The sequence below is a fragment of the Caulobacter sp. FG7 genome, assembly GCF_057808875.1.
In genome coordinates this window covers 214,568-241,355 of record NZ_JBMDIW010000001.1, presented here as the reverse complement: position 1 = coordinate 241,355, position 26,788 = coordinate 214,568, and the positions used below count along the sequence as shown (strand labels likewise).

Here is a 26,788-nt window from a genome sequence, read left to right as displayed (position 1 = left end):
TTGCACCCAATTCGCGCGTGGGGCACGAATGGGGATCATGAGCGCCGCCCCCGACCCCGCCGAAATCGCCGCCCCCAGCGACCCGGCCCTCTATGCCCGAAAGCCCCTGCTGGGCCCGATGTTCTGGGTGATGATCGTGCTGTGCGTCGCCTGCGTCGGCGCAGGGATCGCCATCGCCCGCTTCGGCCCGACCTGGTTTGGGAAGAAGGACGCCGCGCCCCAGGCCCCGCCGCCGGCCCAGCAGCCGGTCGCCGCCGGTTTCGCCGCGCCCGCCGCCGACGTTCCGGTGGTCGCCGCCCCGTCCGCGCCGTCGCCGTCGGCCGAGATCGAGCGGCTGGAGGCCCGCATCGCCCTGCTCGAATCGGGCCAGCAGCACACGCTGGACGCCGCCGGCGCGGCCCTCGCCGCCGCCAGCCTGGCGCAGGCGGCGCAGGGCGGAGAGCCCTTCGCCGACGCCGTCGCCGCCCTCGAGCGCGTGCTGCCGCCGTCGTCGGAGGTGCGCGCCCTCGAACGCCTGGCCCGCCAGGGCGCCCCCACGGTCGCGGGTCTGGCCGCCGGCTTCGACGACCTGGCCGGCCGCGCCTCGGTCGCCGCCCACGAGCCGGGCCCCGACGCCGGGGCCCTGGCCAAGCTGCAACACGCGCTGTCGCGCGTCGTCACCATCCGCCAGGTCGGCTCGACGGCCGGAAGCGGCCCCGACGCCGTGCTGGCCCGCGCCGAGGCCCGGCTCGACGCCGGCGACCTGACCGGCGCCCTGCGCGCCCTCGACGCCCTGCCGCCCGGCGCCCGCCCGGTGCTGGCCGCCTGGCGGGCCGAGGCCGAGCGCCGGGCCGAGATCGACCGCCTGGTCGCCGCCGTCCGCGACGAGGCCCTGGCCGGCCTGATGCAGGTCTCCCGCGCCCAGCAGAACGCCCGCCTGGCCGGGGCGCCCCCCGCGACCTCCCCCGGGGCCTCCCGATGATCCGCGCCCTTCTCGCCCTCGTGCTGATCGCGGTCATCGCCGTGATCGTGGTCTCGCTGACCGGCGAGCCGGGCGCGGCCAGCCTGGAATGGCTGGGCTGGCGGGTCGAGATGACGGCCGCCGCCGCCGCCCTCCTGACCCTGCTGCTGGCCCTGGTCGCCGCCGCCCTGTGGCGCGGCCTGCTGTGGATCATCGAGGCGCCCCGTCGCGCCGCCCGCGCCCGCGCCGAGGCCCGCCGCAAGCAGGCCGTCGAGGCGCTGTCGCGCGGCTTTCTCGCGGTCGCCGCCGGCGACGGCTCCGAGGCCCGCCGCCTGGCCCAGAAGGCCGCCGACCTCAACGACGACGCCCCGGCCCTGGTCCGCGTGCTGGCCGCCCAGGCCGCCGAGGCCGCCGGCGACACCACCGCCGCCCGCCAGGCCTGGAACGCCATGCTGGGCTTTCCCGAGATGCGCCTGGCCGGCCTGCGCGGCCTGATGCAACTGGCCCTGGCCGAGGGCGACCGCGCCCTGGCGCTGCGGCACGCCGAGACCGCCTATGGCCTGGCCCGCTCGGCCCTATGGGCCTGGCGCGCCCTGCTGGAAGCCCGCCTTGAGGCCGGCGACTGGGCCGCCGCCCTGCAGCTCGTCCAGGGCGGCCAGGAACGCAAGATCGTCTCGCCGCTGGTGGCCGAACGGGCCCGCGCGGCCCTGCTGGCCGCTTCGGCGGCGAGCCTGGAGGACAGCGACGATCCCAAGGCCCAGGACCAGGCGCTCGACTTCGCCTTGCAGTCGGTGAAGCTGAAGGCCGACTTCGCCCCCGGCGTGGTCATGGCCGCCCGCCTGCTGGCCGCCGACGGCAAGGCCGCCAAGGCCGCGACCCTGATCGAGGCCGCCTGGAAGGGCGCGCCCCACCCGGCCCTGTGGCTGGCCTATCGCGACCTCAAGACCAGCGAGACGCCCAAGGCCCGCGCCGCGCGCCTCTCGGCCCTCGCCCAGCTCAAGCCCGAGGCCCGCGAGAGCCGCATCCTCAAGGTCGAAAGCGCCCTGATCGGCGGCGACCCGGTCGCCGCCCGCGCCGCCGCCCGCCTGCTGCCCGAGGAAGCCTCTCCCACGGCCCGCCTAGCCGGCCTGATGGCCCGCGTCGCCTTCGCCAACGCCGAGCCCGACGAGGCCCGCGCCTGGGTCGCCCGGGGCGTGGCCGCCCCGCAGGAGCCCGACTGGAGCGATCTGGACCCCGAGGGCCAGGCCTTCGCCTACGGCCGCGAGGACTGGGCCCGCCTGGCCGCCAGCTACGCCGAGACCGGCGAACTGATCCATCCGCGCTTCGAGCGCCGCGAGCGCACGATGAGCGACCTACCGCAGCTCCCCACGGCCTACGCCCAGTCGACCCTGGCCGAATCCACCGCCTTCGTGCACGCGGCCGAGACCGGCGGGGCCCTGATCCCGTTTCCGGACGACCCCGGCGTGCTCGACGAACCGCCCTCGCCCGACGCCCCCGGCCCCGCTCCGGCGCCCCGTCGCAACACAGGCGCACGACGACGCTTGGCAAGCGGCCCGCGCCCCGCTAAATAGGCCGCTCCTCGCGCCCGGCGATTCTGCCGAAGCGCCGTGGGCCGCCTTAGCTCAGCCGGTAGAGCGGCGCATTCGTAATGCGTAGGTCAGGTGTTCGAGTCACCTAGGCGGCACCACTCAACTCCTTGAAAATAAACGATTTTCTCTTCGGAAGCGGTTACTTCCACGGGGCATCCGCAGGCCGTGGAAGCAAGGTGGAAGCATAGGGATCGAAGCTCAAGCAGCCCTCAGCAGGTCGGCTTGCCCCGTGTTCGTACAGGCGACACCGTCCAGGAACGCCTGGACGTCGGCCGGCGCGTATCGGACGGACCGACCGATCTTCCTGAAGCGAGGACCACCGCCCCTGTAGCGCCAGTCTTCCAGCGCTCGCGGCGACATCGAGAAATATTCGGCGACCTGAGCCGTCGTGAGGAGGTTGCCCGACAGGGCGAACGGACGGACTTCGGCCGTCGATTTAGAGAGGTTCATTGAGATCCCAGGGCCGGCCGATTGGGTTGCGCCGGATGGGTGGACGTAGCCGACCAAGAAGGCCGTGAGCGTCGCGCCTAAGCGCGAGGGCGGTCGGATAGGCCCTCCTGTCGGCGAAAGCAAGCTCGGAGCGCTCCGAAACCACCGCCCCCTCAACCATCCACGAAAATTCGCCCAGGAGGACTCGAAGCGGTCACCCGCTACCCATGTAGCCCAGCACCCCGCTTCTAGCCCCTGAGCGACTCCCAGGAGTCAGGGCGGACCATCCCGCTTTCCGGAGTCGTAGCGCCCCTGCCGCATCCGGATCTCGAAGCGGACGAGGGCGATGATCGGCCAGCCGAAGAACCAGGCCGCCAACAGCCACTCCATCGGATCCCGGTCGCAGCTCATCGGTCGTCCTCGACGAGTTCGATCTGCTGAGCCCGAGTGACGATCGCGGACAGGAAGGCCTCCTCCTGGTTGGGCAAGGCCGCCGCGAGCCAGTTGAGCGCCAGCGTGACGATGTCCACGCCGAGGACCTCAGCGAGCTTGGGCAAGAGCGCCTGGTCCGGGATGAACTCACCCCTGACCCACATGCCGATGATGGTCGAACGCTTGTAGCCAGCGGCTTCTGCAAGCTGGTCGGCAGTACGGTCCTGGAGGACGAGTTGAGAGGCGATATAGCTGGCGAAAGCGTTGGTCATCGACCACCTCCAAGGTCGCTATCAGCCAGAAAAATCTCACGACACACATAAAAGAACTTCAACACCGTCAAATCTCCGTCTGGACGATGCTGATGTTCTACATCACCACGAGAGACGATTAACTCGGCAAACAGCGCTCTGTGCGTGGCGATAATTCGTCTTCTTGGTATAATGATTTCTCGTGACCACGAACGAGACGATGAAATCTGAACCAGAACCTGCGCGACAGACGCGCCTCACCCCGGCCCAGTGGGCGCAGGCCAAAGCCCTTCTGGAGACCGGCCAGATGACCAAGGCCGGCCTCGCCAGGAAGTTCGGGATCTCCCGGCAGTCGATGAGCGAGGGCATGAACAAGCGCGAAGCGATCTACGGCTCCCGCTGTCACGTCGTCGAAGAAGCCTGCATCGAGGGCTTGAAGGACGACGCAGCCCGCCGCGCCGAGGAGATCGTCGCGCTGCGGGAAAAGCAGCTGAAGGCCACAGAGCTTCTCCAGCACCTGCAGATGAAGGCGATGGCCGACGCGATCCGTGATGACCGCCCACTGAGTAGCCTACTAGCCGAGGCGGCGGCGATCAGCCTGCTCATCAAGAACCAGCGGATGATCCGGGAGCAGCTGTGGGACTTGTACGGTCTGGACGATGACAGGACCACCGCCACCGCCGAGACGGTCGAGTTCGCGGTGTCGGAACGGGCAAAGGTCGATCCAGCTTAGGCGGCACCTTGCCCTTACGCCCCCGGGCGGCTCAAATTCGCTGCTCCAGCGCAACCCAACAGCATCGCCTTAATCGAGCAACTCAAGCCATGACCTTCGACGAAGAGGTAGCCGAAATGGTCGAGCAGATAATTGCCGACCGTAGATCGAAACAACGCGCCCTCGCCAACCCAGTCACCAAAATCGCAGAAGGCTATTTTGCCGTCGACATCGACATGATCGACGACGCCAGCGAGATCATGGACAGCGCATTCCGAAACGATGGGATCGAACCTGTCTGGTATCAGCGCAGGTACGTGTCCTGGAAGCAGATCGTGCTCAACAACGAAGAACAGGCGCGCCACCTTGCTGCATTCGTGGAAGGCCGAAACGGGTTTTAGCGACGGCTCGCTGATTGCGGCAGACTCGCCCTGATGCCGTCCCAGCCACCACGAGCGGCATCCTGCACGCCGGATGTCCAGGCATAGAGGCGGCTCTCCACGTCGAGCGCCGTCAGGTTGACGCTTTTACAGACGTAGTCGGCCCAAAAGATCGGCTCGGTCAGAGGACGGACGTTCAGAATATGCTGGTGACCGCTGTCGGCGCTCCAACGTGAGGCCCTACGCAGCGCCGCCTCGACCATCGGCACCGCCGGATGGCCAGGCTGGATGACCACCGCCCCATGTAGGTGAAATCTGGACGCATGGTCTCGCTCGATCGCGAACCAGAAATCGGGCGCATCGTCGGCCATCTCACGCTTCAGCGACTTCCGGATCACGTCTTGGACGAAACTCGCAGGCCCCTTCTTGCTCTCAAGAGCCTGGCGGCAGAGGTCGTCGCCGAGCCTCAACGAGAACGCCAAGGCCCCTCTCCTGGCGCTGATGATGGACATCGCCATCACCTTCAAGGGCATCGTCGTCTTGCCCCAGTGCGGGAGGCGGTAGTGCTTCAGCTTGGAAGTGATTTCGGCCCCTACTGAAGTGACGTCACCTAGACGACCGTCTTTCTCGGCAGACCCAATCAGCGCAACGTACAGCTTGTCCCGAGACGGCTGGCGATACGTCCCCCGGCGTGCAGATTTGGCTGCTTTCTCACGGGCGAGCATGATCTTGTCCGCCAGCTTGATCGGCCGCTTCTTCACCTTGGCCAGGATCTGGTTGATCTCTCGCTGGTGGAGCTCCAGCAACGCTGCTTGCTCCGTACGCTGAAGCGCGTACTCGATTGGGTCGGGGTGACCACCCGCGACAGCTTCGCGGTGCGCGGTCCGGAAGACTTCGCGGTTCCGGATCCCTTTCCGAGCACGTCCCTCGAAGTCCCGGCGAGCCTTGGCATCGTGTAGAGCGCGCAGCACTGGGTCATCAATGTCGGCCGTAATGCGCTTGATAGCCTGCTCGTCAGCGGGCGAAAGGACGACATCGACGATACGCTGCACTACTGGATCCCCCACGCCGCCAAGCCCACGCGCATGACGACGCGACGAACCTGACCGGCAGACCACCGACCTCCGCGGGGAGCGGGCACGCCACGATCGTTCATGGCCGTCGCGATTCCGTGGAGCGAGAGGACGCCCTGTTGCCTGATCTCCTTGATCACGTTCAAGCAGTCTCTGGCGGTGACGTCGGCCGCAACTCGCCGGACGCGTGCAGATCGCTGCCTGCCGACCTCGGCATGGTCCTCGATCCGGTGATCGCCGCGACGACCGCCGAGGACGACACCACGAGCCTTTGCAGCCGCGAGCGCCTGGCGGGTCCGGGTCGAGATCATCTCGCGCTCGAACTGGGCGACGCTGGCCATGATGCCGACGGTGAGGGCGTTGGCGTGCGGTAGGTCGCAGGCGACGAACTGGACGCCCTCGTCCATCAGCTTCGAGATGAACGTCACGCTTCGGGAGAGGCGGTCGAGCTTGGCGATAACCAAAGTCGCCCCGTGTAGCCTGCAGCCACGTAGAGCGGCCTCCAGGGCCGGGCGATCGGCCTTCTTGCCGCTCTCGACCTCCTCAAACTCGGCGACGACCACCCGGCCGGCGACGAAGGCCCTGACGGCGTCGCGCTGAGCGTCCAGCCCCAGACCGCTGTCACCCTGCCGCTTGGTGGAGACCCTGTAATAGGCGACGAACCGCTGCATGTGACGCTCCTGGACGGTGGAGCGCGACCATCTAGGGCACGGGACTCACGGGGCCAAGGGCGGCAAACTCGGCAAGTTCCCCCATCAAGGAACTTGATGGAACAAAAAGAGAACATATATTGCTGATCAGCAGCGGCAGCGGAGGCGCGACAGAATGTCGCCGCGTCGTCGAGCCCTACCGAAACTGCGCCGTTCGGCTGCTACAGCGGCAACTCGCGCTCCCGCCGATCACGTACGGCGGACACGAACGTGACCAAATCGGAGGTTAATTGGAGGCGTGCACGACTTTCATGCTCGACGACAACGATCTCGCCTAAAGCTGCTTCTGCCACCGCCCCCACACGGAGGCCGGTTACTCAAACTTAACCTTTTGGGGCAAAAGATTCTAAGCTGGTCAAGACCGGGAACGGCGTGGCGTGTCGCTCGTTGTGATGATCGAGGTGAAAATCACCTCGATCCTGTTGACGGCTCGCGTACCGATCCTAATGTGCACATCTGCACGGCGCGTAGGGCGAGCGTCGGAGAGGGAAACAACCTTATGGCAACCACAAACGCTTTGGACGTTCTCGTCGCAAGGGCGAGGGAGCACAAGATGACTCCAGTGGAACGACGCGCTCAGCGCGTGAGCCTGATCATGGGCCTTCGCGGTCGCGAGTCCTCCCTGACCAAAGAAAAGATCGAAGATATTCTCGACGAGGTCGAGGGACATGAGACCTCGACTCTCGGGGCTTGAAACTCCAGCGACTCTCGTATGAAGTGAGAAGGCCCGGTCAAGAACCGGGCCTTTTTCTTTGGCACGTGATGTTGGACAGCAATTGGGATCTGATCAACGGCCCGGTAGCGCACGAGATCGAGGTCCTCAACTACGCCAATCAGATCAACGTTATGGAGGCCCTCGTGCGGTATTTCACCCACGTCGCTCCTCCAACGGAAGGCGGGTGCCCGATCACGCCCAACAGCAATGCTCTGCGAGAAATCCATCGGACAGGCACCCTTTTCCTGCTTCAGGCCCCAGGCAACTTTCGGGAGACCGACGTTTTTGTCGGCAATGCAGAAAAGGTAGCGCACACCCCGCCCGGCCACGGCGAGGTTCCCGACCTAATGGTCGCGTTCGATGCCGAACTGGCCGCCATGTGGGCCGACAGCTCTCCGATGGAGATCGCTGCCTGGGCCTTGTGGAAGATCAATTTCATCCACCCATTCAAAAACGGCAACGGGCGGGCCGCCCGCGCCTTTGCCTACGCCTGCCTCTGCCTGAAATACGGCTTCATGCTACCGGGCAGCCCGACGGTCATTCAGCTGGTCATGGCGAACAAGCCGCAATTCGAGGCGGCGCTTGCTCACGCGGACGAGACGTTCCGGGCGACCGGCAGCGCAGACTTGGCTCCGATGGAAGCCTTCCTGGAACAACTGCTCATCCAACAGCTCCATTCGCTGGATGGGCATGGAGACCAAGGACTGGCAGCCATCGCCAACGACGGATCCCCGACCTCCGACGTCGCTGGAGGTTAGCAACCTCAACTTGGCGCTTGTCGCATCGGTGGTTGCGAGAGACGTCACGCCAGCTCTAGGCATCAATGGTGGAGATTTTGCCGGTTACTGCCGGATTGGTGCGGGCAGCGGCACGCGCAATGCCCCACGCAACCACCTCGAACCGAAGCTCTAGGCGAAGACCTTTAAGTCCGACTCTCGGCCAGACGCATCGACGACCTTCAGCGTCGCCCCCTTCTGATCGGATTCAATAATGAACTCGTAAAGACGTAGCGCATCCTTGAGAACGTCCGTGTAGGACGAGGCCTCGGTGATTTCTTTAAGCCGCTTCAGGCGATCGAAAGATTGAGGAGCCAAGTCGATTTGGACCCGAACCTTCTTTTCTGGTGAAGCCAAGCCAAAATCCTCGCTACTTGCTCTTGAGGGAGCCGAAATAGTACATGGCCAGAGCGGACCAGACCGGTCCGATCACGGCCCAAACGGCACCGACCGCCAAGAACGAATGGGTGATGAGCCCCCAAATGGCGGACCCAGCCAGGAACAGCGTTCCAACAATGAAGACAGCCGCCGCCAACAGCGTGCGCCCATACGCGTCAATAATCTCGACGCGCGACTTCGCCAGCTTAGCGTCGAACTCCCACGGACGGCCGGCCACGACCGTGCGCTTATTCTTCCCCCTCGACTTCTCGCCTCCCCTCCCCTTTTGAGGAACGGTAGCCTTCAGATCGAAGGTCTTTCCAATGACAACACGTCGGCGCATCGACACACCTTGGATAGGCGTCGAGTCACCAGATCGCGCTTACTCTTCAATGTTCCTGTGAAGTGATCCGATAACTCAACAGGTCAAATCGGGTCATCGATACAGTGAAGAGCAAGCTCTTCACAGGAACAGTCACCGCCTTCACATAAAGGAAGCGCATATCGGGAAGATTGATCCCGCTGAGAACACGACCGGCAAACGGCCTATGCCTTCGCGATCGTTGCTCAATATTTGGGGCATACATTCACTCTCCTCGCTCAAAGCCGGACAAACCCGTCCGGGTGGGTGGAGGCACAACGCCCCCATCACGAAGATAGGTCGGGCCAACGCGCCCGTCAACGTCCATCCTCAGATTTTCCTCAAATAAACCTCGGCAAATTTCACCACACACCCAACGCCGCCGCATCGGTTTGGCCGACCGACCGTCATCCCGTTCGCGTCGGCAGACGTAATCGTGCTTGGCCAGCGCACGCCACCTTAACGGCAGCCTTCAGCTAAGCCCCACGCCCACGGAGGTAACCAATGTCAGCTTGCCGTTGCCAGCTCCAGCCCCCCCCCTAAGCCCTTGCACGTAAAGGCCCTCACGGCCCCACGAGGCATAAGGAAAGCGAAACGCGTGGCGACGCGCAGGAGAACGTCAGGTTGGTGCGCGGCGGGATTCCCAGGCCCATATCTTTGACCTTACCCATAAGGGAACAGGATGCCGGAAGGGCCTGACGCAGCCGACCCGGGTCCATATAGACCTCCCCCGTCTAGGACTTCTCGCTCTCAACCACCTTCCGACCAACCTTGATGAGCATTCGCTCCACGGCACGATCAGACGCGGATTGCTGAGTGGTGGTGTCGAGCTGCGCGTACTTCATGGTCGTCGCCAGGGTCGAGTGTCCGAGCGCGCTGGCGATCACGGGCAGGGGCTGGGCATCTTCCAGCATGGCCGTCGCCTTGGTCCGGCGGAAGTCGTGGCGATTGGCGTCGACGATCCCGGTCTGCTCCTCGATCCACTTCCAGATGTTGTCCAGGTGCGTCCGGGGGCGTCGCAGGTCCTGATCCGGACGCTGAGGATCGAATTTCACGTCACGCCCGGGGAACACGTACTTCCCGTCGGGATCCAGGGCGCGCATTTCACGCAGCATCACGACCGCGCGCGTCGGCAGGCCGAGGTTGTGCAACCGCTTGGCCTTCGTATGGGACGACGGCTTCCGCCACTTCCCCTGCTGAAGGTCGAACTGCTCCCACTCGGCACGCAGGACCTCCTGGAGGCGAGCCCCCGTGAACACGAGAAGACGGACAGCGCAGGCCGGGTTCTGCAGCGGATAGCTGTCACAGGCCGACAGGATCGCCGCGAGTTCATCGTTCGAGTAGAAGCGCGTCCGCGGGTCCTCCGGGTACTTCTTCACCCCCAGGCACGGATTGCTCGTGCATAGACGCGCTTCCATGGCGAGGTTGAAGATCTTGCTGAGCGTCGCCCTGAGCCGGTTGGCCTGGAACGGCCCGGCCTTCTCGCGCACACCAGTGATCAACCCGAGAACGTCGTCCTGCGTGACGTCGCCCATTTTGTGGCCCGCCCAGACCGGAACCGCGTACTTGTCCAACAGGTGCTTGGCGTCCTTGACCGTCCGCCCCTTGAGCTGAGCCCCGTAGACCTCGCAGTAGTGGGCGGCACGATCGGCAAAGGTCTCCACGCCCCGCTCACGCGCACGGTCAGTGCTCGGATTGACGCCGGCCCTGACCTTGGCCAGTACCTCACGAGCCCTTTCCCGCGCTTGATCGACCGTCAGCGTCGGGAAACCGCCCAAGGTCACCTTCCCTTGCTTTCCGTGCGGCATGCGGAACTGGACGATGAAGGACTTTGTCCCCGCCGGCGTGCAGCGCAGGCCGAAACCAGGAACTTCCGCGTCGAACACGGTTTCGCCGGACTGGACCTTTTCGACCAGCCGCTTCGTCAGCCTCACACTCGATTTCTTTGGCACGCCGCCCCCAGGAAAACGGAGCGCGAGGTACAGCGACGCCGTCGTGGAAGCAAGATGGAAGCATAGGAAATCGAAATAGCCGCGCCGAGACCGTAGGACACCGTAGAAGGAAAATCACTTTCTCTAGCTATTTCAGAATACTATCGACTTTCACCGTAGCCTACCGTACACATAGTGCACGGATTCGTAATGCGTAGGTCAGGTGTTCGAGTCACCTAGGCGGCACCACCACTTCCAGCAGGACAACGAGTTCGACCCTACCGGAAGGGCTTTAAGCTCGGTGGTGACTTGGGGCCTTGGTGGGTGTGATTTCGCTGGGATGGATATCGCTAGCGACCGTCCGAAGTGTCATATGGAAAGGCCGCCTCGTTGCCGAGGCGCCCCCTAGGATGCGCCGAGATCGGCAATTTCCCCGGGTGCTCAGGGGCACCGTAAAACCGATGCAGACCGAGAACCGGGCCAGAAGCAGTGCTGTAGGAATACTCAGGATTGCTTCAGCCCGCACCTAAGCGGGTTGTGGACAGCTGCTAAACTGAGACCTTCGTGGTCACATTCAAAGAAGCGAAGACGCCAGCTCCAGCGCCGCAATATGCTGAAAGGGAGAGGCTGGGGCGCTCGAGCCTGACCGTCAAGCACCGCCGAAACGTCGAGCACCGCACGCAGGCCGGTCACCCGGCGCGGGCCAGGCTCACGCCGGGTGGAGGGCGGCGCGCACCTCAGGGAGCTTGCCCACCACAATCAGGGCCCTCAATGGCGACCTTCAAGCTTTCGCAGCTACCCCACCTGCGATCCAAGTCCGCGAACCTGCAATTGAGATATTGCACTTCAAAGCGGGCCGAACCACGGACAGCCTCAATTGATTACCTATAATCATGAAATGGTGGCAAATTTTTACAGCTGGGGCCTGATGTGAAATCGTATTCCGTATCGGATAGCCAGCCACTGTGCCACTTATTTGGCTTTAGATCAGGAATAAGCGGACCGTGACCATCAATCTCCACATCCTCCAGCCTACTCATGTCGTCGTAAGCACTTTTCGATTGCCTAACAATTATCACCTCATATCTACTCTTTAGAGTTCCAAATTTGTCAAACCACTCCAATCTTCTGTAACATATTCCAGTTTTCTCACCATTTACGGATTCATGAAAATTGTTTGCACGCTTTTCAGCACACGAAATAACACTCAAAGAAATCACGCACGTTGTGATAAATAGCCGCGCCTGGCGCATTTTCACCATACCAAAACGCCCTCGCAATCAATTCCCGTGCTGATCCTGCGGTGCCCTCAACGGCACCCCAATCTCAGCTCTCACCTTATTTTCGTCGGTGACCGCGTTACCGCTTCCGCCACCAAATGAACGCGGAATAGCATGCCCAACTAGCTCGTGCATAAGTATTTGTCCCGAAGTTTGCCTGATTGGAGCGCCACCCACACCAATAGCCTCAGTAGAACGCCCCGTGATGACGACCCTATCCCCCTTCACACTCGTCATCCCCTCACCAACCTCCGGGCCAGCCAATCTATAAATACGATTTACAGTAAGGCCAGATTTTGAGACATGCGACTCTACAAGCTTCTCCCCCATACTTACCGATATGGATTTCGGCCCACTTATTGCCGCGTTCAACTTAGCCGAATATATTGAAGATCCTGCCTTATTTAATTTTGCATCACCATCCCTAACAAGAGAACCACCTTTATCAAATTTATACTGTATTTTAGAAACTTCATTTATTCTAGCTAATATTGGAGCTCGCTGAGTCTCATTCTGAACGACAATGGCCATCCCCGTAGGGTCTGCATTATTCAGCGGATCATTACCGACGTAGGCATAGAGATTGAGGTCGTCCCCATACCCAATCGGATCGGTCTGCAGGAACCACCCGCGCGCCGGATCATAGGCCCGCGCCTTGTAGTGATAGAGCTTCAGCTCCGGCAGGGCGATCTGGCCGGTGTAGCGGAAGCGGCTGCCGGCGCCCCAGTTGTCGCCGGGCTGGCCGTAAGGGCCGTAGGTATACTTGGCGATCGAGACGCCGACGCTGTCGACCGCGCCGATCACCGAGCCCTGGCGATCGGTCAGCAGATAACGGGTCGCCGACGAGGATACGCCGGATCCCTCGATCCACACCAATGGCACGTCGGTCCCTTGGCCATGGGCGTAACGGCGCAGCAGCGTTCCTGCCCCGTCGTATTCTGCGACCAGCTGGTCGCCGGCATAAAGGAACTGGGTGACCGCGCCGTTGATCGTCGTCTTCGAAAGCCGCCCCAGCGGATCGTACTCGAGACCGGCGGCGACCGATCCGCCGACCGAGGTCAGCCGGTTCTCGCCGTCATAGCCGAAGGTGCGGTTCGCGCCGTCGTTGGTCAGGTTGCCGCGGCAGTCGTAACCCTTGCCCGCCCCGCAGCCGCCGCCGCCGATCGCGGCGATCGCGGCGTCGCGGTTGAGACCGTCGGCCGTGGCGCTGAGATTGATGTTGGCGCCGCTCCAGACATAGGCGTTGTTGGAGATGGTCTGGCCGACCATCTGGCTGGCGGCGTTGTAGCTGAACCCGAAGGTCGCGGCCGCGGCGGTGTTCGACGGCAGGGCGTGCTGGAGGCTGGCCAGGCGGCCAGCCGGGTCATAGCCGATGATCGACACCCGGTTGGTGCTGCCGATGACCAAGAGGCGTCCCAGGTCGTCGCGCGTGGTGTTGACGCCGAAGTTGGTTCCATCACCCAGCCAGAAGACCTGGCCCGCCGCGTCGTAGGCCGACACGACACCCGCGCCATCGGGCCAATAGAGATGCGTCCGATTGCCGGCCTTGTCATATCCGTAGGTCAAGGTCCGGCCGAAGGTGGCTTCCGTCCAGAGACGGCCAGCCGAATCATAGGCGTAAGACACCCCCTGGCCGGTGGCGTGGAAGTGGGTTGAGGTCGGACGGCCCGCCAGGTTGTAGGCGTAGTTCACCGTCGCGAGCCCTGGCCCTTCCTTGGCCGTCATCCGGTTCAGCGCGTCAAAGCCGTAGCCGGTGACGGTGGCGTCGCGCCGGCGCCAGCCGACACGATTGCCGTTGGGATCGTAGCCGTACTCTTCGTAGTCGGTGGCGCTGGACGCCCCAGAGCCACGCGTCGTCGACGGAAAATACTGATACTTCAGGCGATCGAAGCCGTCATAGCTCAGCGTCGTCTTGTTGCCGTTGGCGTCGGTGATCGTCTGTTGCTTGCCGTTGGGCGTATAGCCGTACGTCGCGTAGGTGCGCTGCGAGGCCGTCCCCAGCGCCTCCAGGGTCTGCAGGGCCTGACCCGCGCCGTCATAGACCGTCTTGGTCACGCGATCGGCGCCCTGCGCCCCTTCGGCCTGCAGGGCGCAGGCGTTGGGTCGATTGGAGGCGTCGTAAAGTGCGGCGAACAGCCCCTCGTTCATCCGGGTCGCCGTACAGAGCGGCCGGTTGAGCGCGTCGTAGCTGGTCTGGGTCAGGCTCGCCGCCGCCGTTCCGGGAGAGGCGTAGACCTGGGTCTTGTTGCCTAACACGTCGTACTTGGAGAGCATCGACTGCAAGATCACGAAGTTGGTGACCTGCACCGCCCCACTGCTGGCCGAAACCGCATCGACCGTGCCGACATCCACCCGCACGACCCGCCCGTCGGCGTCGTAGGTGGTCTTGGTCGCCTTGCGCTTCAACGCGCCGGTTCCGTCCGGATCCGGGCCGATCTCCATCACCGGCCGCCGCATGGCGTCGTACTGATAGTAGGTCGTGTAGTCGGCCGCGGTCTGCGCCGACGCTTCATGGGCCGACAAGGCCGCCGCCAGGCCAGCGACACTGCCGGAGGCAAGCAACAGGAGTCTCTTCATCCGGGCAGCGCCTTTCGCCGTCGACGCCCGCCTCACGGACACACCCCCGCGCGCGGATCCGTGGAGCTGACGACATTTCCAAGGGCGTCGAAGACCTTGCACGAGGTGGCCGCCACGCCGGCGGGATCGAGCGTCGAGGTCGTCGGGTTGCCCTTGGCGTCGTAGGTCATGGTCGTGACCACGCCGGTCGGATCGGTGACCTTGGTGGTCAGGCCGAGCGCGCCGTACTCGTAGCGCCACACCGGGCGCCCGCCGCTCACCGCCGGCTGGGTGACGGTCTCGATCTCGCCGGCGCCGGCGCCCGAGGCCTTGTAGGCGAAATCGGTCTGCAGGCCGTAGGCGCTGTCGCCGGGGGTGTTGTTGCGCGCGTCGCGGATCCACGAAGGCTTGTTCCAGGTCGCGTCGTAACCAGCCGTGACCACCAGATCGGCGAGACCGGTGTTGGGCTTGGCGATCTTGCGCAGCTCGATGGTGTTGTCGCGCGCGTCGTAGCCGAAGCTGTCGATGTCGCCTTCCGGATAGGCGCGCTGCTGGATCCGGCCGCGCCCGTCCATCAGGCTGGTCGTCACGCGTCCCAGTTCGTCGACGTGCCGCACCTGGGTGGTGGCGGGGGCGCCCCTGGCGGTCAGGCCCGTCGAAGGACGCGTCTCGATCACGTAGCGCTGGCCGAGCGGGTCGATCCGCTCGCTGCGATAGCCCTCGACGACGAAGAACTGATAGCCGTTCGCTCCATCGACCGTGCCCACGCCGTCGCGCGCCGCCGAGACGCGGCCCAGCGTATCGTAGGCGTACTGGATCTGCGGAACGGATGGGTTGCTTGGAGCGAAGACCTGCTGCAGCGCCTGATAGAGGCGCGGACGCTGGGTCGCCGAACGGGCCACGGGGGCGGCATAGTCGAAGGTCCACGTACCGCCAGCCGCGTCGGTCGTGGTGGAACTGCGGTAGAGGGCTCGTCCGAGGCTCGTCGTCTCGGTCTCATAATTGACAGAGACGCCGCGCGGCCAGGTCCAGGTCCGCAGCGAGAAGCCGTAGGCGTTCGCGCAGTCGGATTCTGGATCGTAGTTCACCACCCAGGGCTTGAACGTCATCACGTCGCCGCCGGCGTTGCGCAGGCTGAAGGTGACGTTCTGGGCGTCCCACCGCCGGGATGTCAGCCAGGTGACCTTCGTCGGCCCCGGCCAGTCGGAATGGCAGACGTCGCGGACCTTGGTGCGCACCCCGACCTGGCTGAGCTCTCCCGGCGACCCCATGGGCGCAGCCCAGCTGTCGTCGGCGAGCCGCAGATACTGGGCGCCGCTGAAGCCCTTGGTCACCGTCGCGGCGTTGCCGACGATCTGGCGTCGCCACCAGTCGCCGATCAGCGCCGCCGTCAGGTCCTTGCGCAGGTCGTCGATATCGGTCCGTGCGTAGACGTCCTGCAGGGCCAGGAAGGCCACCAGGCTGCCGGACGAGGCCAGGACGTTGGTCGTCCCCATGGCCTCGAGCGCCGAACCCGACAGACCAAAGTAGATCTTCTCCGGATCGGCCCAGCCGCTTTGGGGCGGACCGTAGCAATAGCCGAAATAGCCGGGAAGGCATCCCTTGAGACCGGCCTGATAGCTAAGCTTGCGTTCGACCTTGTAGGGGAACGGGCCGTTGCCCGCGGCCTCGAGCACGGGGGTCGTGAACTCTACCTTGCCCGTCGACAGATCCACGCCCAGCGCGCTGCTGCGGTCGATGAATCGGTCCTTGAGCACGTCGGCGGCGCGGCTCGGATCATACTCGCCAGAGTTCTCCGGCTCGGTGCCGCCGCCCCCCTTGGTGACGCCGTCGTAGCTGGTGAGCGCATGGGCGACTTCCAAGACCTCGCCGGCGGCGCCGAAACGCGTGGCGACGATCGCCCCGCCCCGCTGGCGGGTCGGGTCGAACTGGCCGGTGCACGCCGCGCCGAACGCGACCAGGCAGGCCTGCTTGGCGGCCAGCGGCCCGACCCGGCTGCCCGGACCAAGATAGCCCTCGCCCGCCGCGGTGACCCTGAAGCCCGCGTCGAGATAGGATTGCACCGCGCCGTTCAGAATGACCTTCAGCGTTTCGCCGACATTGGTCTGGAACCTGGGGCTTTGCGAACAGCCCGCAGAGCTCCCCTCATAGGTCATCGCGCTGGCGGCCCGAGCATCCCTGCCCGTGCCGGTGAAATCATAGATGCGCCGCGCGCCGGCGCCGCAGGGATCTTCGTTGTCGGGCGTCATCGCCCAGGCCAGGCGCGAGGCGGTCGACGCGACGTCGGGCAGGTCCTCGCTTTGCTCGAAGGTCGATCCCTCCAGTGTCGCGGCCGCTACAGCGATGGCGCGCGAGGCCGCGCGCACGCGGTTGAAATCGTTGGTTCGGCTGGTCAGGCTCAGCGTCGTGTCGACATCCATGGCCGTATACTGATCACGGATCCCGAAATCCCATTTGTGATTGGGATTGGTCGGCTGGTTCTGGATCACCTCCAGACCATGCTTCCACGACACCAGGCCCAGGCTGTGGTGGTGCTGCTCCTCGATCCCGCCGACCGCAGCTTGCAACGACAGCATCCGCGAAAACTGGGCAAGCCAGTTGGCCGCCAGGCCCTGGCGGTGCATGTCGCTGACGGGCGACCAGAACGTGGCGCCGCACGCGTAGGACGGATCGCAGTTGTTGGGCCCGCCCGCGACCCAGACGGGCAGCGCCCGATCGTCCTCCCGCTCTCCCGACCATTTGCTGGCCAGCTGCGACGAGGTTTCGCCGAGGCCCAGGACCACCGCCGACGGAACGTAGAACTTCGTTTCCTTGATCACCGTCTGGTCGGCATAGGCGCCGCCCTGGGCCGCATAAGGGTGATCAATGGCCAGGGAAACCACGCCGTCCGGGCGTGAACCGCACATGCCCTGGACGTTGATGTCGCGCTGCTCGGAATAGGTCTGCAGGACGACGTCGTCGAGCACGAGCCGGACTTCCTGGTAGCAGTAGTCGCTCGGGGCCTGGATGTCGGCCATGGTGAAGTTGGTGTCGAAGCCCAGGCGCCGGCCGTAGACCTCGTCTGTGAACAGGGTCCGAGACAGCATGTTCACCGGCACGGTCATGTTCTTGATCGCGGTGACCGTGAGCTTGGTGCGGTAGAGGTCGGGAATATCGCCGTAGGTGTAGCGGGGGCTCGCGCTGTAATAGGGCAAGTCCTGGCGCCGCCAGCCGCCGGCGGGCGGCGCGTCCGGCACGATCTGGCCGATGCCGACGACGGCGTTGGTGGTGTAGACGAAGTTGCTGGACTTCAGGTGGGCGAGCAGCTGGACGTCGCGGGACTTGAGATAGGCGTCCAGCTGGGCCGGCGAGCCGCCACGGACGAACGGCGCGCCCGACGCCGCGTCGGTTCCGGTCTGGAAGCCCGCCGCCAGCTGCGCCGCGGTCGCCCCAGAACTCAGGCCGCTTGCCGCAACCAGGTCGTGCGGCCCGGGCCAGGACGACTCCTTGTAGCTCGGGTCGAAGCTGTACCAGGCCCCATTGATCATCACCTCCGTCCAGACGTGCAGCATCTTCACGCTGGTCACCGGGCCGCTCATCGGACAGTCGAGCGCCGCCGAGCCGTTGACGCTGGACGGAATGCCGGCGGCGGCAAGCATGCGGCAGGCGGCGCCGGCGTCGGACACGCCGGTCCAGGCGGCGAATGCAGAACCGCTCAGGGTTATCTCGCCAACCCGGTACTGGGCGGTGTAGCCCGAATGGCGCAGCATCTCGACGAACAGCACGTTCTGGTCGAAGGGCGTGCCGGAACGATCGATCACCGCCCCCAGCGCGCCCTTGCGCAGGCCGAAGGCGAAATCGGTGCGGATCTGGTCGCGGACGAAGCCGTAGATCAGGTCCACATCGTTCTTGAGGGCGCGGGCCATCTCCACGACCTCTGGCAGCCGCGCCTCGAAGCCGCTGACGCCGGTGAAGGACGAGGAGCGGGTGCTGGCGCCGGCGTAGTAGCTTGTCGACGGCGACACGACCTCGGCGCTCACGAAACGCATCGAGGGCAGGGTCGGCGCAGGCGCGGCGGCGATCAGCAGAAGGGAGGCCGGCGCGGAAAAGCTCGCCAGCACCAGGCGCGAAACGCGGTTCATCGATGCGTCCAAGTGCAAGAATTGAAGCAGAAAGTGTTCGCGGACACTACGGCTCGACGCCGTTGATCAGCCCTATGACCTCGACGGTCGCGGTGGCGGTGTGCCCGTTGCCGTCGGAGATCGTGTAGGTGAAGGTCGTCGTTCCAGCGATCACCCGGCTGAGCGTCACGGCGCTGCTCGTGAACGTGACCGTCGCGCCGTTGCCCGGCTGAGTGACGGCGATGATCGACAGGGCGTCGCCATCCGGATCGGTGTCGTTGGCCCGTACAGCCAGGCTCCTGGCCGCGCTGGACCGCTCGAACCTGTAGTAGTCGTTGTTGGCGACGGGAGCCTGGTTGACGACGCTGACGGTCACCGTTCGGACCGCCGAACTGCCGCCGGGGTTGACCGCGTGATAGGTCCAGGCGTCGACGCCGGTGTATCCGGACGCCGGGGTGTATGTCGCCGAGAAGCCGCTGTTGACGACCGTGCCATGCGCGGGAGCGGCGTCCATGACGATCTGGGCGTAATCGCCCGCGACCGGGTAGGTGATGGTCACGGCCTTGTTGCTGTTGGTCGAGACCGAGACGTCCGACGCCGTCGGCGGCGGCGGCGGCGCCACCGCCAGACTGGCGGTCGCCGCCGCGCCCGTGCCGCTGGGGCCGGTCGCGGCATAGTCGAAGCTGTCGCCCCCGTAGTAGCCGGTCGAGGGCGTGTAGGTCGCCGTCGTGCCCGAGATCGACGCCGAGCCATGGGCCGGCGCCCGGGTGATCGTCAGCGAGGTGTAGGCCCCGGCCGGCTGGAGGGCGAACGAGGTCGAGCCGTTATAGGCCACGGTCGCCGAGACCGGGCTCACGGTCGGCGGGTCGCCCACGGTCACCGCCACCGTGGCCGAAGCCGTGGCGCTGCGGCCGTCCGTGATCGTGTAGGAGAAACTGTCGAAACCGCGATAGCCGGCGGCGGGCGTGTAGGTGATGGACGATCCTGTCGTGGACAGCGCCCCGTGCGCCGCGCCGCTCGCGCCCGTCACCGACAGGGCGTCGCCGTCCGGGTCGCTGTCGTTCACGCGGGGATCGAAGATCGTCGTGGTGTTGAAGGGCACGCGCAGGACGTCGTTCACCGCGACCGGGAAGCGGTTGTTGGTGAAGCCGACCTCCTGCGTGCGATTGCCCGCCGGATCATAGGCGTAGTTGGCCGCGTCACCGTTCGATGAACTCGTGCCTATCAGGCGCCCCAGCGTATCGTAGCGGTAGGTGATCGAGGTCTGGGCGAGGCCCTCGCCCGCGGCGAGCGAGGCAACGAGCGCCAGGCCGACGGGCTTCAGCCCGGCCAGACGAGCGTAGGGCATTCGCGGCCCGCCGCCCGCACGCATACGCCTTCGGACCCACCCCAGGCCCTTGCACTCAACGCTCATACTAGCCCCCGCCTTGCGGCGCTACTCAACGCGGCATTGAGCAACCATAGGGCGCGCGACTGTCAAATGAAGCTTGGCAATATCCACAACTTTTCCGCGTCAACGCGCTCTTCCGGCCGACAGACGGCAGCAAGCTCCGTCGCTCGGTACGGGTCAGCGCAGCGCCGCTTCGCCCAGCTCGGTGACGCCCGACAGCAGGCCGGCCATCAGCAGGCCGACCATGCCGCCGAGCAGCACGATCAGCACCGGGCCAGCCATCCGGCCGAAGGCCTCGATGCGCCGCATGGCCGCCTCTTCCTCCAGCCGCCCGCCGCGCGCCAGCATCTGGCCCAGCGCGCCGGAGGCCTCGCCGACGGCGGCCAGGCGCGCGGCGGCGGCGGGAAAGCCGCGCACCCGCTCCAGCGCCGCCGACAGCGCCACGCCTTGGCGCACGGTCGGCGCCAGGCTCGCCAGGCGCTCGCGGGCCGTGGGCGAGCCGACGCCGCGGACCGCCAGCCGCAGGGCCTCCGACATCGGCGCGCCGGCCGCCAGCATGCCGCCCAGCCCGATGGCGAAGCGGCCGAACACCAGCGGGCGGACCAGCGGGCCGGTGGGCCCCTCGACCAGGAACCGGTCGACCGGCTCGGCCAGCAGGCCGGCCCGTCCCATGACGAGAAGCGCGATCGCCGCCACCCCCGCCCCGGCCGCCAGATAGGGCCCGCTGGACTGCAACGCCGAGCTCGCGCCGATCAGCAGTCCCAGGACCAGCGGCGGCGGACCGTTCGAGGTCTCGACCAGGGGCGTCAGGGTCGGCACCACGAACAGCAGGATGACCAGCAGGGCCGCCACGGTGCTGACCAGCACGAAGGCCGGATAGGACAGGGTCGAGATCAGCTGTTCACGCAGCTTGTCGCGCGAGGCGACCAGGTCGCTGGCGCGCTGCAGGCCGCCCGGCAGGTCGCCCGAGGCCTCGCCCGCCGCGACGAAGGCCGCCACGAAGGCGTCCTTGGACGGCAGGTTGCGCGCGAAGGCGGCCTCGACGGCCTCGCCGCCGCCGATCTGGGCCGCCAGTCTGCGGCAGAACTCGCGCACAGCCGGCGGCGCGCCGGGCCCGCCGAGAATGCCCAGCGCCGAACGGATGTCGGCGCCGGCGCGCAGCAGGTCGGCGAGACTGCCAAGCAGGGTCGAGAGCCGGCGATCGTCGATCGCCCGGCGCGAACCGCCCTGCCCTCCGGCGGCCGCGCCGGCGTCGCGGGCCCGCTTCAGCCGGACCGGCGAAAGGCCGTCGCGTCGCAGGCGCTCGAAGGCCTGGGCCTCGCCGCCGGCCTCGATCCGGCCCTTGACCCGGCGCCCGCCGGCGTCGAGCGCCACGTAGTCGAAGCGGCTCGCTCCCTCAGCCATGGACCGCCGCCGTCACTTCCTCGATGGTCGTCACGCCCTCGAGGGCCTTGACCAGGCCGTCGCGCAGCATGCTTTCCAGGCCACGGCGATGCGCGTGCGCGGCCAGGGCGCTCTCGCCCTCGCCTTCGGCCACGGCCCGCAGCATCCGGTCGTCGGCGAGGAAGGCCTCGGCGATCGGCATCCGCCCCCGGAAGCCCCCGCTGCAGGACGGGCAGCCCACGGCGCGGAACACCCGGCGCGGCGCCGAAAGGCCCGCAGCCGTCAGCACGGCCTCCCCGGCGGCGTCGATCGGCGCCTCGACCCGGCAGTGCGGGCACAGCTTGCGCACCAGCCGCTGGGCGGCCGCGCCGCGAAAGGCCGCCGCCAGCTGGTAGGGCTCCACGCCCATGTCGCGCAGACGCGGCAGCACCCCCAGGGCGTCGTTGGCGTGCACCGAGGCCAGCACCAGGTGGCCGGTCATGGCCGCCTGGATGGCCACCGCGGCCGTCTCCGGATCCCGGATCTCGCCGACCAGGATCACGTCCGGATCCTGGCGCAGGAACGAGCGCAGGGCCGCGGCGAAGGTCAGGCCCAGCTGGGCGGCGACCTGGGTCTGGGAAACGTGCTCGAAGTGGTACTCGACCGGGTCCTCGATGCTGAGCACCTTCTTGGCCGAGCCGGCGAAGCTCTGCAGCATGGCGTAGAGCGTGGTGGTCTTGCCGCTGCCGGTCGGGCCGGTGATGAGGAACAGGCCGTGCGGCATGTGCGCGGCCCGGTCGAGCGGCTCGGACACCGCCGCCCCCAGCCCCAGGGCCTTCAGGTCGAGCGGCACGGCCGAGCGGTCGAGGATCCGCAGCACGGCCGACTCCCCGAACACCGTCGGCGAGGTGGCGACGCGCACGTCGACGGCCTTGCCGCCGACGACGAAGCTGGTGCGGCCGTCCTGCGGCAGGCGGCGCTCGCCCAGATTGAGGTTGGCGATGACCTTGATGCGCGACACGGCGGGCGCCGCCAGGTCGGCCGAGACCACCCGGTGATCGACCATCCGGCCGTCGATGCGCAGGCGGATGGCCAGGTCATGGCGGCGGGGCTCGAAATGGATGTCGGACGCCCCGGCCGCCAGGGCGGCCTCGAACACCGCCGAGACCAGCCGCGCCCCGCCGCCGTCGAGCGCGCCGTCCGACACCTGGTCGATCTCGCGCTCCAGGCGCCGCTCGTCGGGCGCGTCGTCCGATGACGCGCGGGCGGCCTGGCCGAACAGCGTGTCCATGGCTCGCCGCCAGTCGGCCGGCCGGGCGACGAACAGGCTGACGGTCTCGCCGGTGGCGAAGACCAGGCCGCTCAGCGCCTCGTTGTCGAGCGGGTCGCACGCCGCGCAGATCAGGCCGTCGCGCACCCGGCGCAGCGGCAGGATGCGGGCGCGGCGCAGGAATTCCTCGGAGACGCCGAGCTCGGCCGGATCGACCGCGGGCGACAGGCGCTCGGGGCGCCAGATCTCGCAGCCGGAGACCTCGGCATAGGCCTGGGCGAGGTCGTCGTCGGCCAGCGAGCCCAGCTGGTTCAGCACCTGCTCGACCGGCTGGCCGGTGCGCGAGGCCACCAGTTCGGCCCGGGCCACGGCGGAGGCGTCGACCAGGCCGGCCTCCAGCAGGTTCTCCAGCAGCGCCGCCCGCTGGCGGGCGGAGGGATCGTTCAGCAGGCGGGTCACATCGGCCATGGGCCGGCCTCCGAGACAAGGCCGACGATCCAGGCGCCCAGCGCCAGGCTCGGGCCAAAGGCGAGACGGCCGTCGGCCGGTCGCCGCACGACGATCAGGGCCAGCGCGCCCAGGGCCGCCAGCACCAGGAACCAGGGCGTGGCCGCGCCAAGCCACAGCGCCAGGGCGGCCGCAAGCTTGACGTCGCCCAGTCCCAGGGCCTGCCGACCGGCGCGGCGGGCCAGGACGGCGCGCAGCACCAGCAGCACGACGGCGACGGCGACGGCGCAGGCTGCGCCTTCGATCAGCCGGCCTCCCAGCCAGGCCAAAACCCCGCAGGCGGCGGCGACCATCGCCGTCAGGACGTCGGGCAAGCGCATCGTCGCCGCGTCGATGACGGCGGCCGTCAGCAAGGTCAGCCCCAGCAGCGCCAGCAGCGGGCCGCGGACACCGGGGGCGACGGCCAGGGCCGACGCCACGACCAGCCCGCCGGCGACCTGCGCGAGCGGGTGCATCGACAGAAGCCCGCCGCTCCAGGCCGCGCCTGCGCCGGCCACGCGTCCGGCCACGGCGACGCAGACGCGTCCCGCCAGCAGGCCGCAGGCGGCGCCCAGCGCCAGCAGGGGCCAGTCGACCGTCATTCAGGCCGACGCAGGTCGCGCTTGACGCCGGCGCCGCCCGGCTTGCGGTCGGCGCCGTTGCTGGACACTTCGAACGCCTGACCCTCGTCCGTCAGGCGATAGATCAGCGTCTGGCCCCACGGGTCCTGCAGGGTCTTGGCGTTCTTCACATAGGGCCCCGTCCAGGCGTCCTCGCCGGACGGCGCGTCGACCAGGGCCTTCAGCCCCTCGGCCTCGGTCGGATAGCGGCCCACGTCGCTGCGGAAGGTCTCCACCGCGGCGGCCACCGAATCCAGCTGCAGCTCGGCCGCCTTGACGCGCGAACGGCCCAGCTGGCCCATCAGGCTTGGCGTCAGCACCGCCGCGATCAGGCCGATGATGGCGATCACCACCAGCATTTCGGTCAGAGTGTAGCCGTCGTCATTCCTGGTCATGCGCTCTTGGCCTTCTTGCCGATGCATCGATCGCCGCCCTCTCCCTGTCGCCTGAAGCTGCGCCAGATGACGGCGGCCGCCTGCTGGTCGCCGCCCACGAAGCGGACGAGGCGTTCGTCCGTCCAACCTGAATCGAGCCGGGCCCGCAAGCGCCAGACCTGTCCGAGGCGCGAGCCGGACCCTTGCGCGCCCGGCCGCCCCGGCGCCGAGACCACCGCCTCGCTCGCCTCGCCCCAGCCGGAGACCAGGGAGGCTCCGCAGGTCCGCCAGTCGGGCGCCGCCGCCAGTTGGGACAGCGTCTCGGGCGAGGGATAGAGGCCGGCCAGCGCCGTCAGCCGGGCCTGCAGGGCGCTGGGATCAGCCACCCCGAGAGCCGCCAGATCGCTCGCCGCCACCCCATTGGCCAGCCGCAGCTTGTCGCGCTCCGGCTCGGCCAGGACGGCCGCCGAACCGGCGCCGGTCTCGACGGTGAACGACAGTCTCCCTTCGCCGGTGTCGCCGACCAGACGCGCGACGGCCTGCTCCTGAGCGCCGGCCAGGGCGTAGTCGGCCTGCAGCGCAGCCATGTCGCGTTGGGCCTGCCGCAGGGCCGAGACGCTGCGCTGCGTGACCGCGCCGGCGATCATGGACATGGCCAGGACCACCGCCAAGGCGGCGCCGCTGACATAGCCGCCGGTCCTATCGGCCATCGGGCAACAGCCCGCGGGCGCGCAACTCGCGCAGGTCGGCGTAGAGATCCTCCATCGTCCGCTGGGCGCCGGCCGGGTCGGTGATGATCCGCGCCGTCAGCAGCACGATCAGCTCGGTGCGGCTCTCGTCCCGGCTCTGCGACTTGAACAGCGATCCGATGCCAGGGACGCTGCGCAGCCCCGGCACGCCGGCCTCGTTGCGGGTGCGGGTGCGGCTGATCATGCCGCCGAGCGCGACGACCGCCCCGTCGGCGATGGCCAGGGTGCTCTCGAGCTTGCGCTGCTGGATGGTCGGAGAGTCGATGCCCGAGGTGACCGTGCGGGCGACCGAACTGACCTCCTGGGCCACTTCGAGGACGATGCGGTCGTCGCCGGTGATGCGCGGCGTGACGTTCAGGATCACGCCGGTGTTGCGATAGTCGACGGTGTTGATCAGCGCCGGGTTCTCGCTCGTCGTGTTCTGGGACGACTGGGTGACGATCGGCACCTGGTCGCCGACCTGCAGGGTGGCCGACTTGTTATCGAGCGTGACGATCTTCGGCGCCGAGACGACTTCGACGTCGGTCTTGGAGCCCAGGGCGTTGATGGCCGCCTTGATGTCCCCCGCCAGGTAGGTGACCGAGAAGCCCGGATAGGTCGGGGCGACCGCGCCGCCTTCGTTGTAGATCGAACTGGCGGTCAGCTTGCCCGAGGCGCCCAGCGCCTGCCAGTCGACCCCGAACTGCAGGTCGTTGTTGAGCGTGACCTCCAGGATCGACGCCTCGATCATCACCTGGCCGGCCGGACGGTCGATCTCGGCCAGGATCTTCTGCATCTGCAGCCAACGCGACTGCGAGGCGAAGATCAGCAGGGTGTTGGAGTCCTTGTTGACGCTGATGCGGACGCCGTCCTCGCCTTCCGAGCCCGCGGTCACCCGCGCCCCGCCCGACGACGGGGCAGCGGTCGAGGCGGCCGCTCCGCCGCTCGTGGACGCGCCGCCGTTCGTGCCGCCGGTCATCGACGAAGACGACGCCGAGAGGGTGGAGGCGGTGTTGGCGGCGTTGCTGCCCGCGAAGGCGGCCTCGGCGCCGAAGGCGCTGGCCAGGGTCGCCCCCAGCGTCTCGGCGGCGACGTTGCGCGGCCGGTAGACCCACAGGCTGGAGCCGGCGTCGGGCGCGACGACGTCGAGGCGACGCACCCAGGCGCCGACCTCGTCGAGGGCCTGCGAGGTGCGGGCCAGGGCCACCAGGCCGTTCAGCCGCTTGAGCGGGACGAGCGTGACCGAGGTCATGCCGCCGGCCTGCAGCAGTCGCTCCAGCTCGCCGGCGGCCGTGGAGGCCGACACCTGGCGCAGCTCGAACCAGCGGATGCGCGAGCCTTCGAAGGCGCTGCGGTCGAAGACCTTGATGGTCTCCAGCGCAGCGTCGATCTCGGAACCCAGGCCGCCGAGGATAATCAGGCCCTGCTTGTCGTTGACGTACAGCACCGTATCGCCGCCGCTCATCGCCTCCAGCGCCTTGGCCACCTCGCTGGGGGCGACGAACGAGACGGGCACGGCCAGCACGTCATAGCCAGCACGGCGGCTGCGCGAGCCGTCGCCGGCGGTGCGGATGGCGCTGCCGGAACGCGCCTTGGCGCGCGGCGTGACACGAACATTGTCGCCCTCGCGCACCAGGACGATGTCGCTGGCCGCCAGCGTCGCTTCCAGCGCCTCGTAGAGCTGGGCGCGGGTCAGCCGCTGCTCGATGCGGAACGACATCTTGCCGGTGATCGCCGGATCCACGGTGTAGGCGACGCCGAGCGTCGAGCCGAGGATCTCCTCGACCACCTGGGCGATGTCGGCGTCGCGGAACGCGAAGGTGTAGGTCTCGGCCCGTCCCTGCGACCAGGCGACGCCCGGCGCGGACACGCCGGCCACGACCGGCGCCAAGGCCAGCCAGATCGCCGCGGTGCTATACTTCAAACGCTTCACGCCAGGCCCCAA

Annotated in this window: 22 protein-coding genes and 1 tRNA gene; 6 read left to right on the top strand and 17 right to left on the bottom strand. The window is 67.0% G+C overall.

The window, feature by feature from the left end:
- Positions 1-37 precede the first annotated feature (37 nt).
- The 3 genes from ACODR1_RS01135 (at position 38) to ACODR1_RS01125 (ending at position 2,627) form a co-directional block, all read left to right on the top strand.
- Entirely contained in the window at positions 38-961 is a 924-nt protein-coding gene (locus ACODR1_RS01135) for a COG4223 family protein (protein ID WP_488878809.1), read from the top strand.
- Positions 958-2,511 (top strand): heme biosynthesis HemY N-terminal domain-containing protein, encoded by a 1,554-nt coding sequence (locus ACODR1_RS01130; protein WP_488878808.1) that lies wholly within the window; start codon positions 958-960, stop codon positions 2,509-2,511. Before ACODR1_RS01135 ends, ACODR1_RS01130 begins: the two co-directional genes overlap by 4 nt.
- A 40-nt stretch (positions 2,512-2,551) precedes the next feature.
- Positions 2,552-2,627 (top strand) — tRNA-Thr (locus ACODR1_RS01125).
- Positions 2,628-2,727: 100 nt separating this feature from the next.
- Here the strand turns inward: ACODR1_RS01125 and ACODR1_RS01120 are convergent.
- The 3 genes from ACODR1_RS01120 to ACODR1_RS01110 form a co-directional block, all read right to left on the bottom strand.
- Positions 2,728-2,979 (bottom strand): helix-turn-helix transcriptional regulator, encoded by a 252-nt coding sequence (locus ACODR1_RS01120; protein ID WP_488878807.1) that lies wholly within the window; start codon positions 2,977-2,979, stop codon positions 2,728-2,730.
- A 252-nt stretch (positions 2,980-3,231) separates the two neighbouring features.
- Positions 3,232-3,369, bottom strand: coding sequence for a hypothetical protein (locus ACODR1_RS01115; protein ID WP_488878806.1), 138 nt, complete (start codon positions 3,367-3,369; stop codon positions 3,232-3,234).
- Positions 3,366-3,662, bottom strand: a complete 297-nt coding sequence (locus ACODR1_RS01110; protein ID WP_488878805.1) for a helix-turn-helix domain-containing protein — start codon at positions 3,660-3,662, stop codon at positions 3,366-3,368. The genes ACODR1_RS01115 and ACODR1_RS01110 overlap by 4 nt, the downstream gene beginning before the upstream one ends.
- Before the next feature lie 181 nt (positions 3,663-3,843).
- Between ACODR1_RS01110 and ACODR1_RS01105 the strand changes: the two genes are divergently transcribed.
- Together ACODR1_RS01105 and ACODR1_RS01100 are read left to right on the top strand one after the other, a co-directional pair.
- Positions 3,844-4,374, top strand: coding sequence for a hypothetical protein (locus ACODR1_RS01105; protein ID WP_488878804.1), 531 nt, complete (start codon positions 3,844-3,846; stop codon positions 4,372-4,374).
- 89 nt (positions 4,375-4,463) lie between these two features.
- The gene (locus tag ACODR1_RS01100; protein ID WP_488878803.1) at positions 4,464-4,754 is read left to right on the top strand and encodes a hypothetical protein; all 291 of its coding nucleotides are present in this window, start codon (positions 4,464-4,466) and stop codon (positions 4,752-4,754) included.
- Here the strand turns inward: ACODR1_RS01100 and ACODR1_RS01095 are convergent.
- Both ACODR1_RS01095 and ACODR1_RS01090 read right to left on the bottom strand, forming a co-directional pair.
- Positions 4,751-5,785, bottom strand: a complete 1,035-nt coding sequence (locus ACODR1_RS01095) for a hypothetical protein (protein WP_488878802.1) — start codon at positions 5,783-5,785, stop codon at positions 4,751-4,753. The genes ACODR1_RS01100 and ACODR1_RS01095 overlap by 4 nt on opposite strands.
- Entirely contained in the window at positions 5,785-6,477 is a 693-nt protein-coding gene (locus ACODR1_RS01090; protein WP_488878801.1) for a recombinase family protein, read from the bottom strand. Before ACODR1_RS01090 ends, ACODR1_RS01095 begins: the two co-directional genes overlap by 1 nt.
- 801 nt (positions 6,478-7,278) lie before the next feature.
- On the opposite strand from ACODR1_RS01090, the gene ACODR1_RS01085 reads away from it, so the two are divergent.
- Complete coding sequence (locus ACODR1_RS01085; RefSeq protein WP_488878800.1) at positions 7,279-7,989, top strand: Fic family protein; 711 nt, start codon at positions 7,279-7,281, stop codon at positions 7,987-7,989.
- Between the two features lie 150 nt (positions 7,990-8,139).
- On the opposite strand, the gene ACODR1_RS01080 is transcribed toward ACODR1_RS01085, so the two are convergent.
- The 12 genes from ACODR1_RS01080 to gspD all read right to left on the bottom strand — a co-directional run bounded on the left by ACODR1_RS01080 (position 8,140) and on the right by gspD (position 26,776).
- On the bottom strand, positions 8,140-8,364 hold the full coding sequence (locus ACODR1_RS01080) for a hypothetical protein (protein WP_488878799.1): 225 nt from the start codon (positions 8,362-8,364) through the stop codon (positions 8,140-8,142).
- A 13-nt stretch (positions 8,365-8,377) separates the two neighbouring features.
- Positions 8,378-8,728: a hypothetical protein gene (locus tag ACODR1_RS01075; protein ID WP_488878798.1), complete on the bottom strand. Its 351-nt coding sequence runs from the start codon at positions 8,726-8,728 to the stop codon at positions 8,378-8,380.
- A gap of 752 nt (positions 8,729-9,480) precedes the next feature.
- Positions 9,481-10,680, bottom strand: a complete 1,200-nt coding sequence (locus ACODR1_RS01070; protein WP_488878797.1) for a tyrosine-type recombinase/integrase — start codon at positions 10,678-10,680, stop codon at positions 9,481-9,483.
- Between the two features lie 1,277 nt (positions 10,681-11,957).
- On the bottom strand, positions 11,958-14,534 hold the full coding sequence (locus ACODR1_RS01065) for an RHS repeat-associated core domain-containing protein (protein WP_488878796.1): 2,577 nt from the start codon (positions 14,532-14,534) through the stop codon (positions 11,958-11,960).
- Positions 14,535-14,566: 32 nt separating this feature from the next.
- Positions 14,567-18,634, bottom strand: a complete 4,068-nt coding sequence (locus ACODR1_RS01060) for a transglutaminase domain-containing protein (protein ID WP_488878795.1) — start codon at positions 18,632-18,634, stop codon at positions 14,567-14,569.
- 46 nt (positions 18,635-18,680) lie between these two features.
- Positions 18,681-19,961, bottom strand: a complete 1,281-nt coding sequence (locus tag ACODR1_RS01055; RefSeq protein WP_488878794.1) for an Ig-like domain-containing protein — start codon at positions 19,959-19,961, stop codon at positions 18,681-18,683.
- A 219-nt stretch (positions 19,962-20,180) separates the two neighbouring features.
- On the bottom strand, positions 20,181-21,407 hold the full coding sequence (locus tag ACODR1_RS01050) for a type II secretion system F family protein (protein ID WP_488878793.1): 1,227 nt from the start codon (positions 21,405-21,407) through the stop codon (positions 20,181-20,183).
- Positions 21,400-23,103: a GspE/PulE family protein gene (locus ACODR1_RS01045; RefSeq protein WP_488878792.1), complete on the bottom strand. Its 1,704-nt coding sequence runs from the start codon at positions 23,101-23,103 to the stop codon at positions 21,400-21,402. Before ACODR1_RS01045 ends, ACODR1_RS01050 begins: the two co-directional genes overlap by 8 nt.
- Positions 23,091-23,723 carry a prepilin peptidase gene (locus tag ACODR1_RS01040; protein WP_488878791.1) on the bottom strand — a complete coding sequence of 211 codons (633 nt, stop codon included), beginning with the start codon at positions 23,721-23,723 and terminating at the stop codon, positions 23,091-23,093. The genes ACODR1_RS01045 and ACODR1_RS01040 overlap by 13 nt, the downstream gene beginning before the upstream one ends.
- Positions 23,720-24,136: a type II secretion system major pseudopilin GspG gene (gene gspG / locus ACODR1_RS01035; protein ID WP_488878790.1), complete on the bottom strand. Its 417-nt coding sequence runs from the start codon at positions 24,134-24,136 to the stop codon at positions 23,720-23,722. The genes ACODR1_RS01040 and gspG overlap by 4 nt, the downstream gene beginning before the upstream one ends.
- Positions 24,133-24,825, bottom strand: coding sequence for a hypothetical protein (locus tag ACODR1_RS01030; protein WP_488878789.1), 693 nt, complete (start codon positions 24,823-24,825; stop codon positions 24,133-24,135). Before ACODR1_RS01030 ends, gspG begins: the two co-directional genes overlap by 4 nt.
- Positions 24,815-26,776 carry a type II secretion system secretin GspD gene (gene gspD / locus ACODR1_RS01025; protein WP_488878788.1) on the bottom strand — a complete coding sequence of 654 codons (1,962 nt, stop codon included), beginning with the start codon at positions 26,774-26,776 and terminating at the stop codon, positions 24,815-24,817. Before gspD ends, ACODR1_RS01030 begins: the two co-directional genes overlap by 11 nt.
- Positions 26,777-26,788: the final 12 nt, after the last annotated feature.

Bases quoted from the DNA above. Each gene is read 5' to 3' on its own strand.
- ACODR1_RS01135 (WP_488878809.1), top strand. From the start codon at position 38: ATGAGCGCCGCCCCCGACCCCGCCGAAATCGCCGCCCCCAGCGACCCG.
- ACODR1_RS01130 (WP_488878808.1), top strand. From the start codon at position 958: ATGATCCGCGCCCTTCTCGCCCTCGTGCTGATCGCGGTCATCGCCGTG.
- ACODR1_RS01120 (WP_488878807.1), bottom strand. From the start codon at position 2,979: ATGAACCTCTCTAAATCGACGGCCGAAGTCCGTCCGTTCGCCCTGTCG.
- ACODR1_RS01115 (WP_488878806.1), bottom strand. From the start codon at position 3,369: ATGAGCTGCGACCGGGATCCGATGGAGTGGCTGTTGGCGGCCTGGTTC.
- ACODR1_RS01110 (WP_488878805.1), bottom strand. From the start codon at position 3,662: ATGACCAACGCTTTCGCCAGCTATATCGCCTCTCAACTCGTCCTCCAG.
- ACODR1_RS01100 (WP_488878803.1), top strand. From the start codon at position 4,464: ATGACCTTCGACGAAGAGGTAGCCGAAATGGTCGAGCAGATAATTGCC.
- ACODR1_RS01090 (WP_488878801.1), bottom strand. From the start codon at position 6,477: ATGCAGCGGTTCGTCGCCTATTACAGGGTCTCCACCAAGCGGCAGGGT.
- ACODR1_RS01085 (WP_488878800.1), top strand. From the start codon at position 7,279: ATGTTGGACAGCAATTGGGATCTGATCAACGGCCCGGTAGCGCACGAG.
- ACODR1_RS01075 (WP_488878798.1), bottom strand. From the start codon at position 8,728: ATGCGCCGACGTGTTGTCATTGGAAAGACCTTCGATCTGAAGGCTACC.
- ACODR1_RS01065 (WP_488878796.1), bottom strand. From the start codon at position 14,534: ATGAAGAGACTCCTGTTGCTTGCCTCCGGCAGTGTCGCTGGCCTGGCG.
- ACODR1_RS01060 (WP_488878795.1), bottom strand. From the start codon at position 18,634: ATGAACCGCGTTTCGCGCCTGGTGCTGGCGAGCTTTTCCGCGCCGGCC.
- ACODR1_RS01055 (WP_488878794.1), bottom strand. From the start codon at position 19,961: ATGCCCTACGCTCGTCTGGCCGGGCTGAAGCCCGTCGGCCTGGCGCTC.
- ACODR1_RS01050 (WP_488878793.1), bottom strand. From the start codon at position 21,407: ATGGCTGAGGGAGCGAGCCGCTTCGACTACGTGGCGCTCGACGCCGGC.
- ACODR1_RS01045 (WP_488878792.1), bottom strand. From the start codon at position 23,103: ATGGCCGATGTGACCCGCCTGCTGAACGATCCCTCCGCCCGCCAGCGG.
- ACODR1_RS01040 (WP_488878791.1), bottom strand. From the start codon at position 23,723: ATGACGGTCGACTGGCCCCTGCTGGCGCTGGGCGCCGCCTGCGGCCTG.
- gspG (WP_488878790.1), bottom strand. From the start codon at position 24,136: ATGACCAGGAATGACGACGGCTACACTCTGACCGAAATGCTGGTGGTG.
- ACODR1_RS01030 (WP_488878789.1), bottom strand. From the start codon at position 24,825: ATGGCCGATAGGACCGGCGGCTATGTCAGCGGCGCCGCCTTGGCGGTG.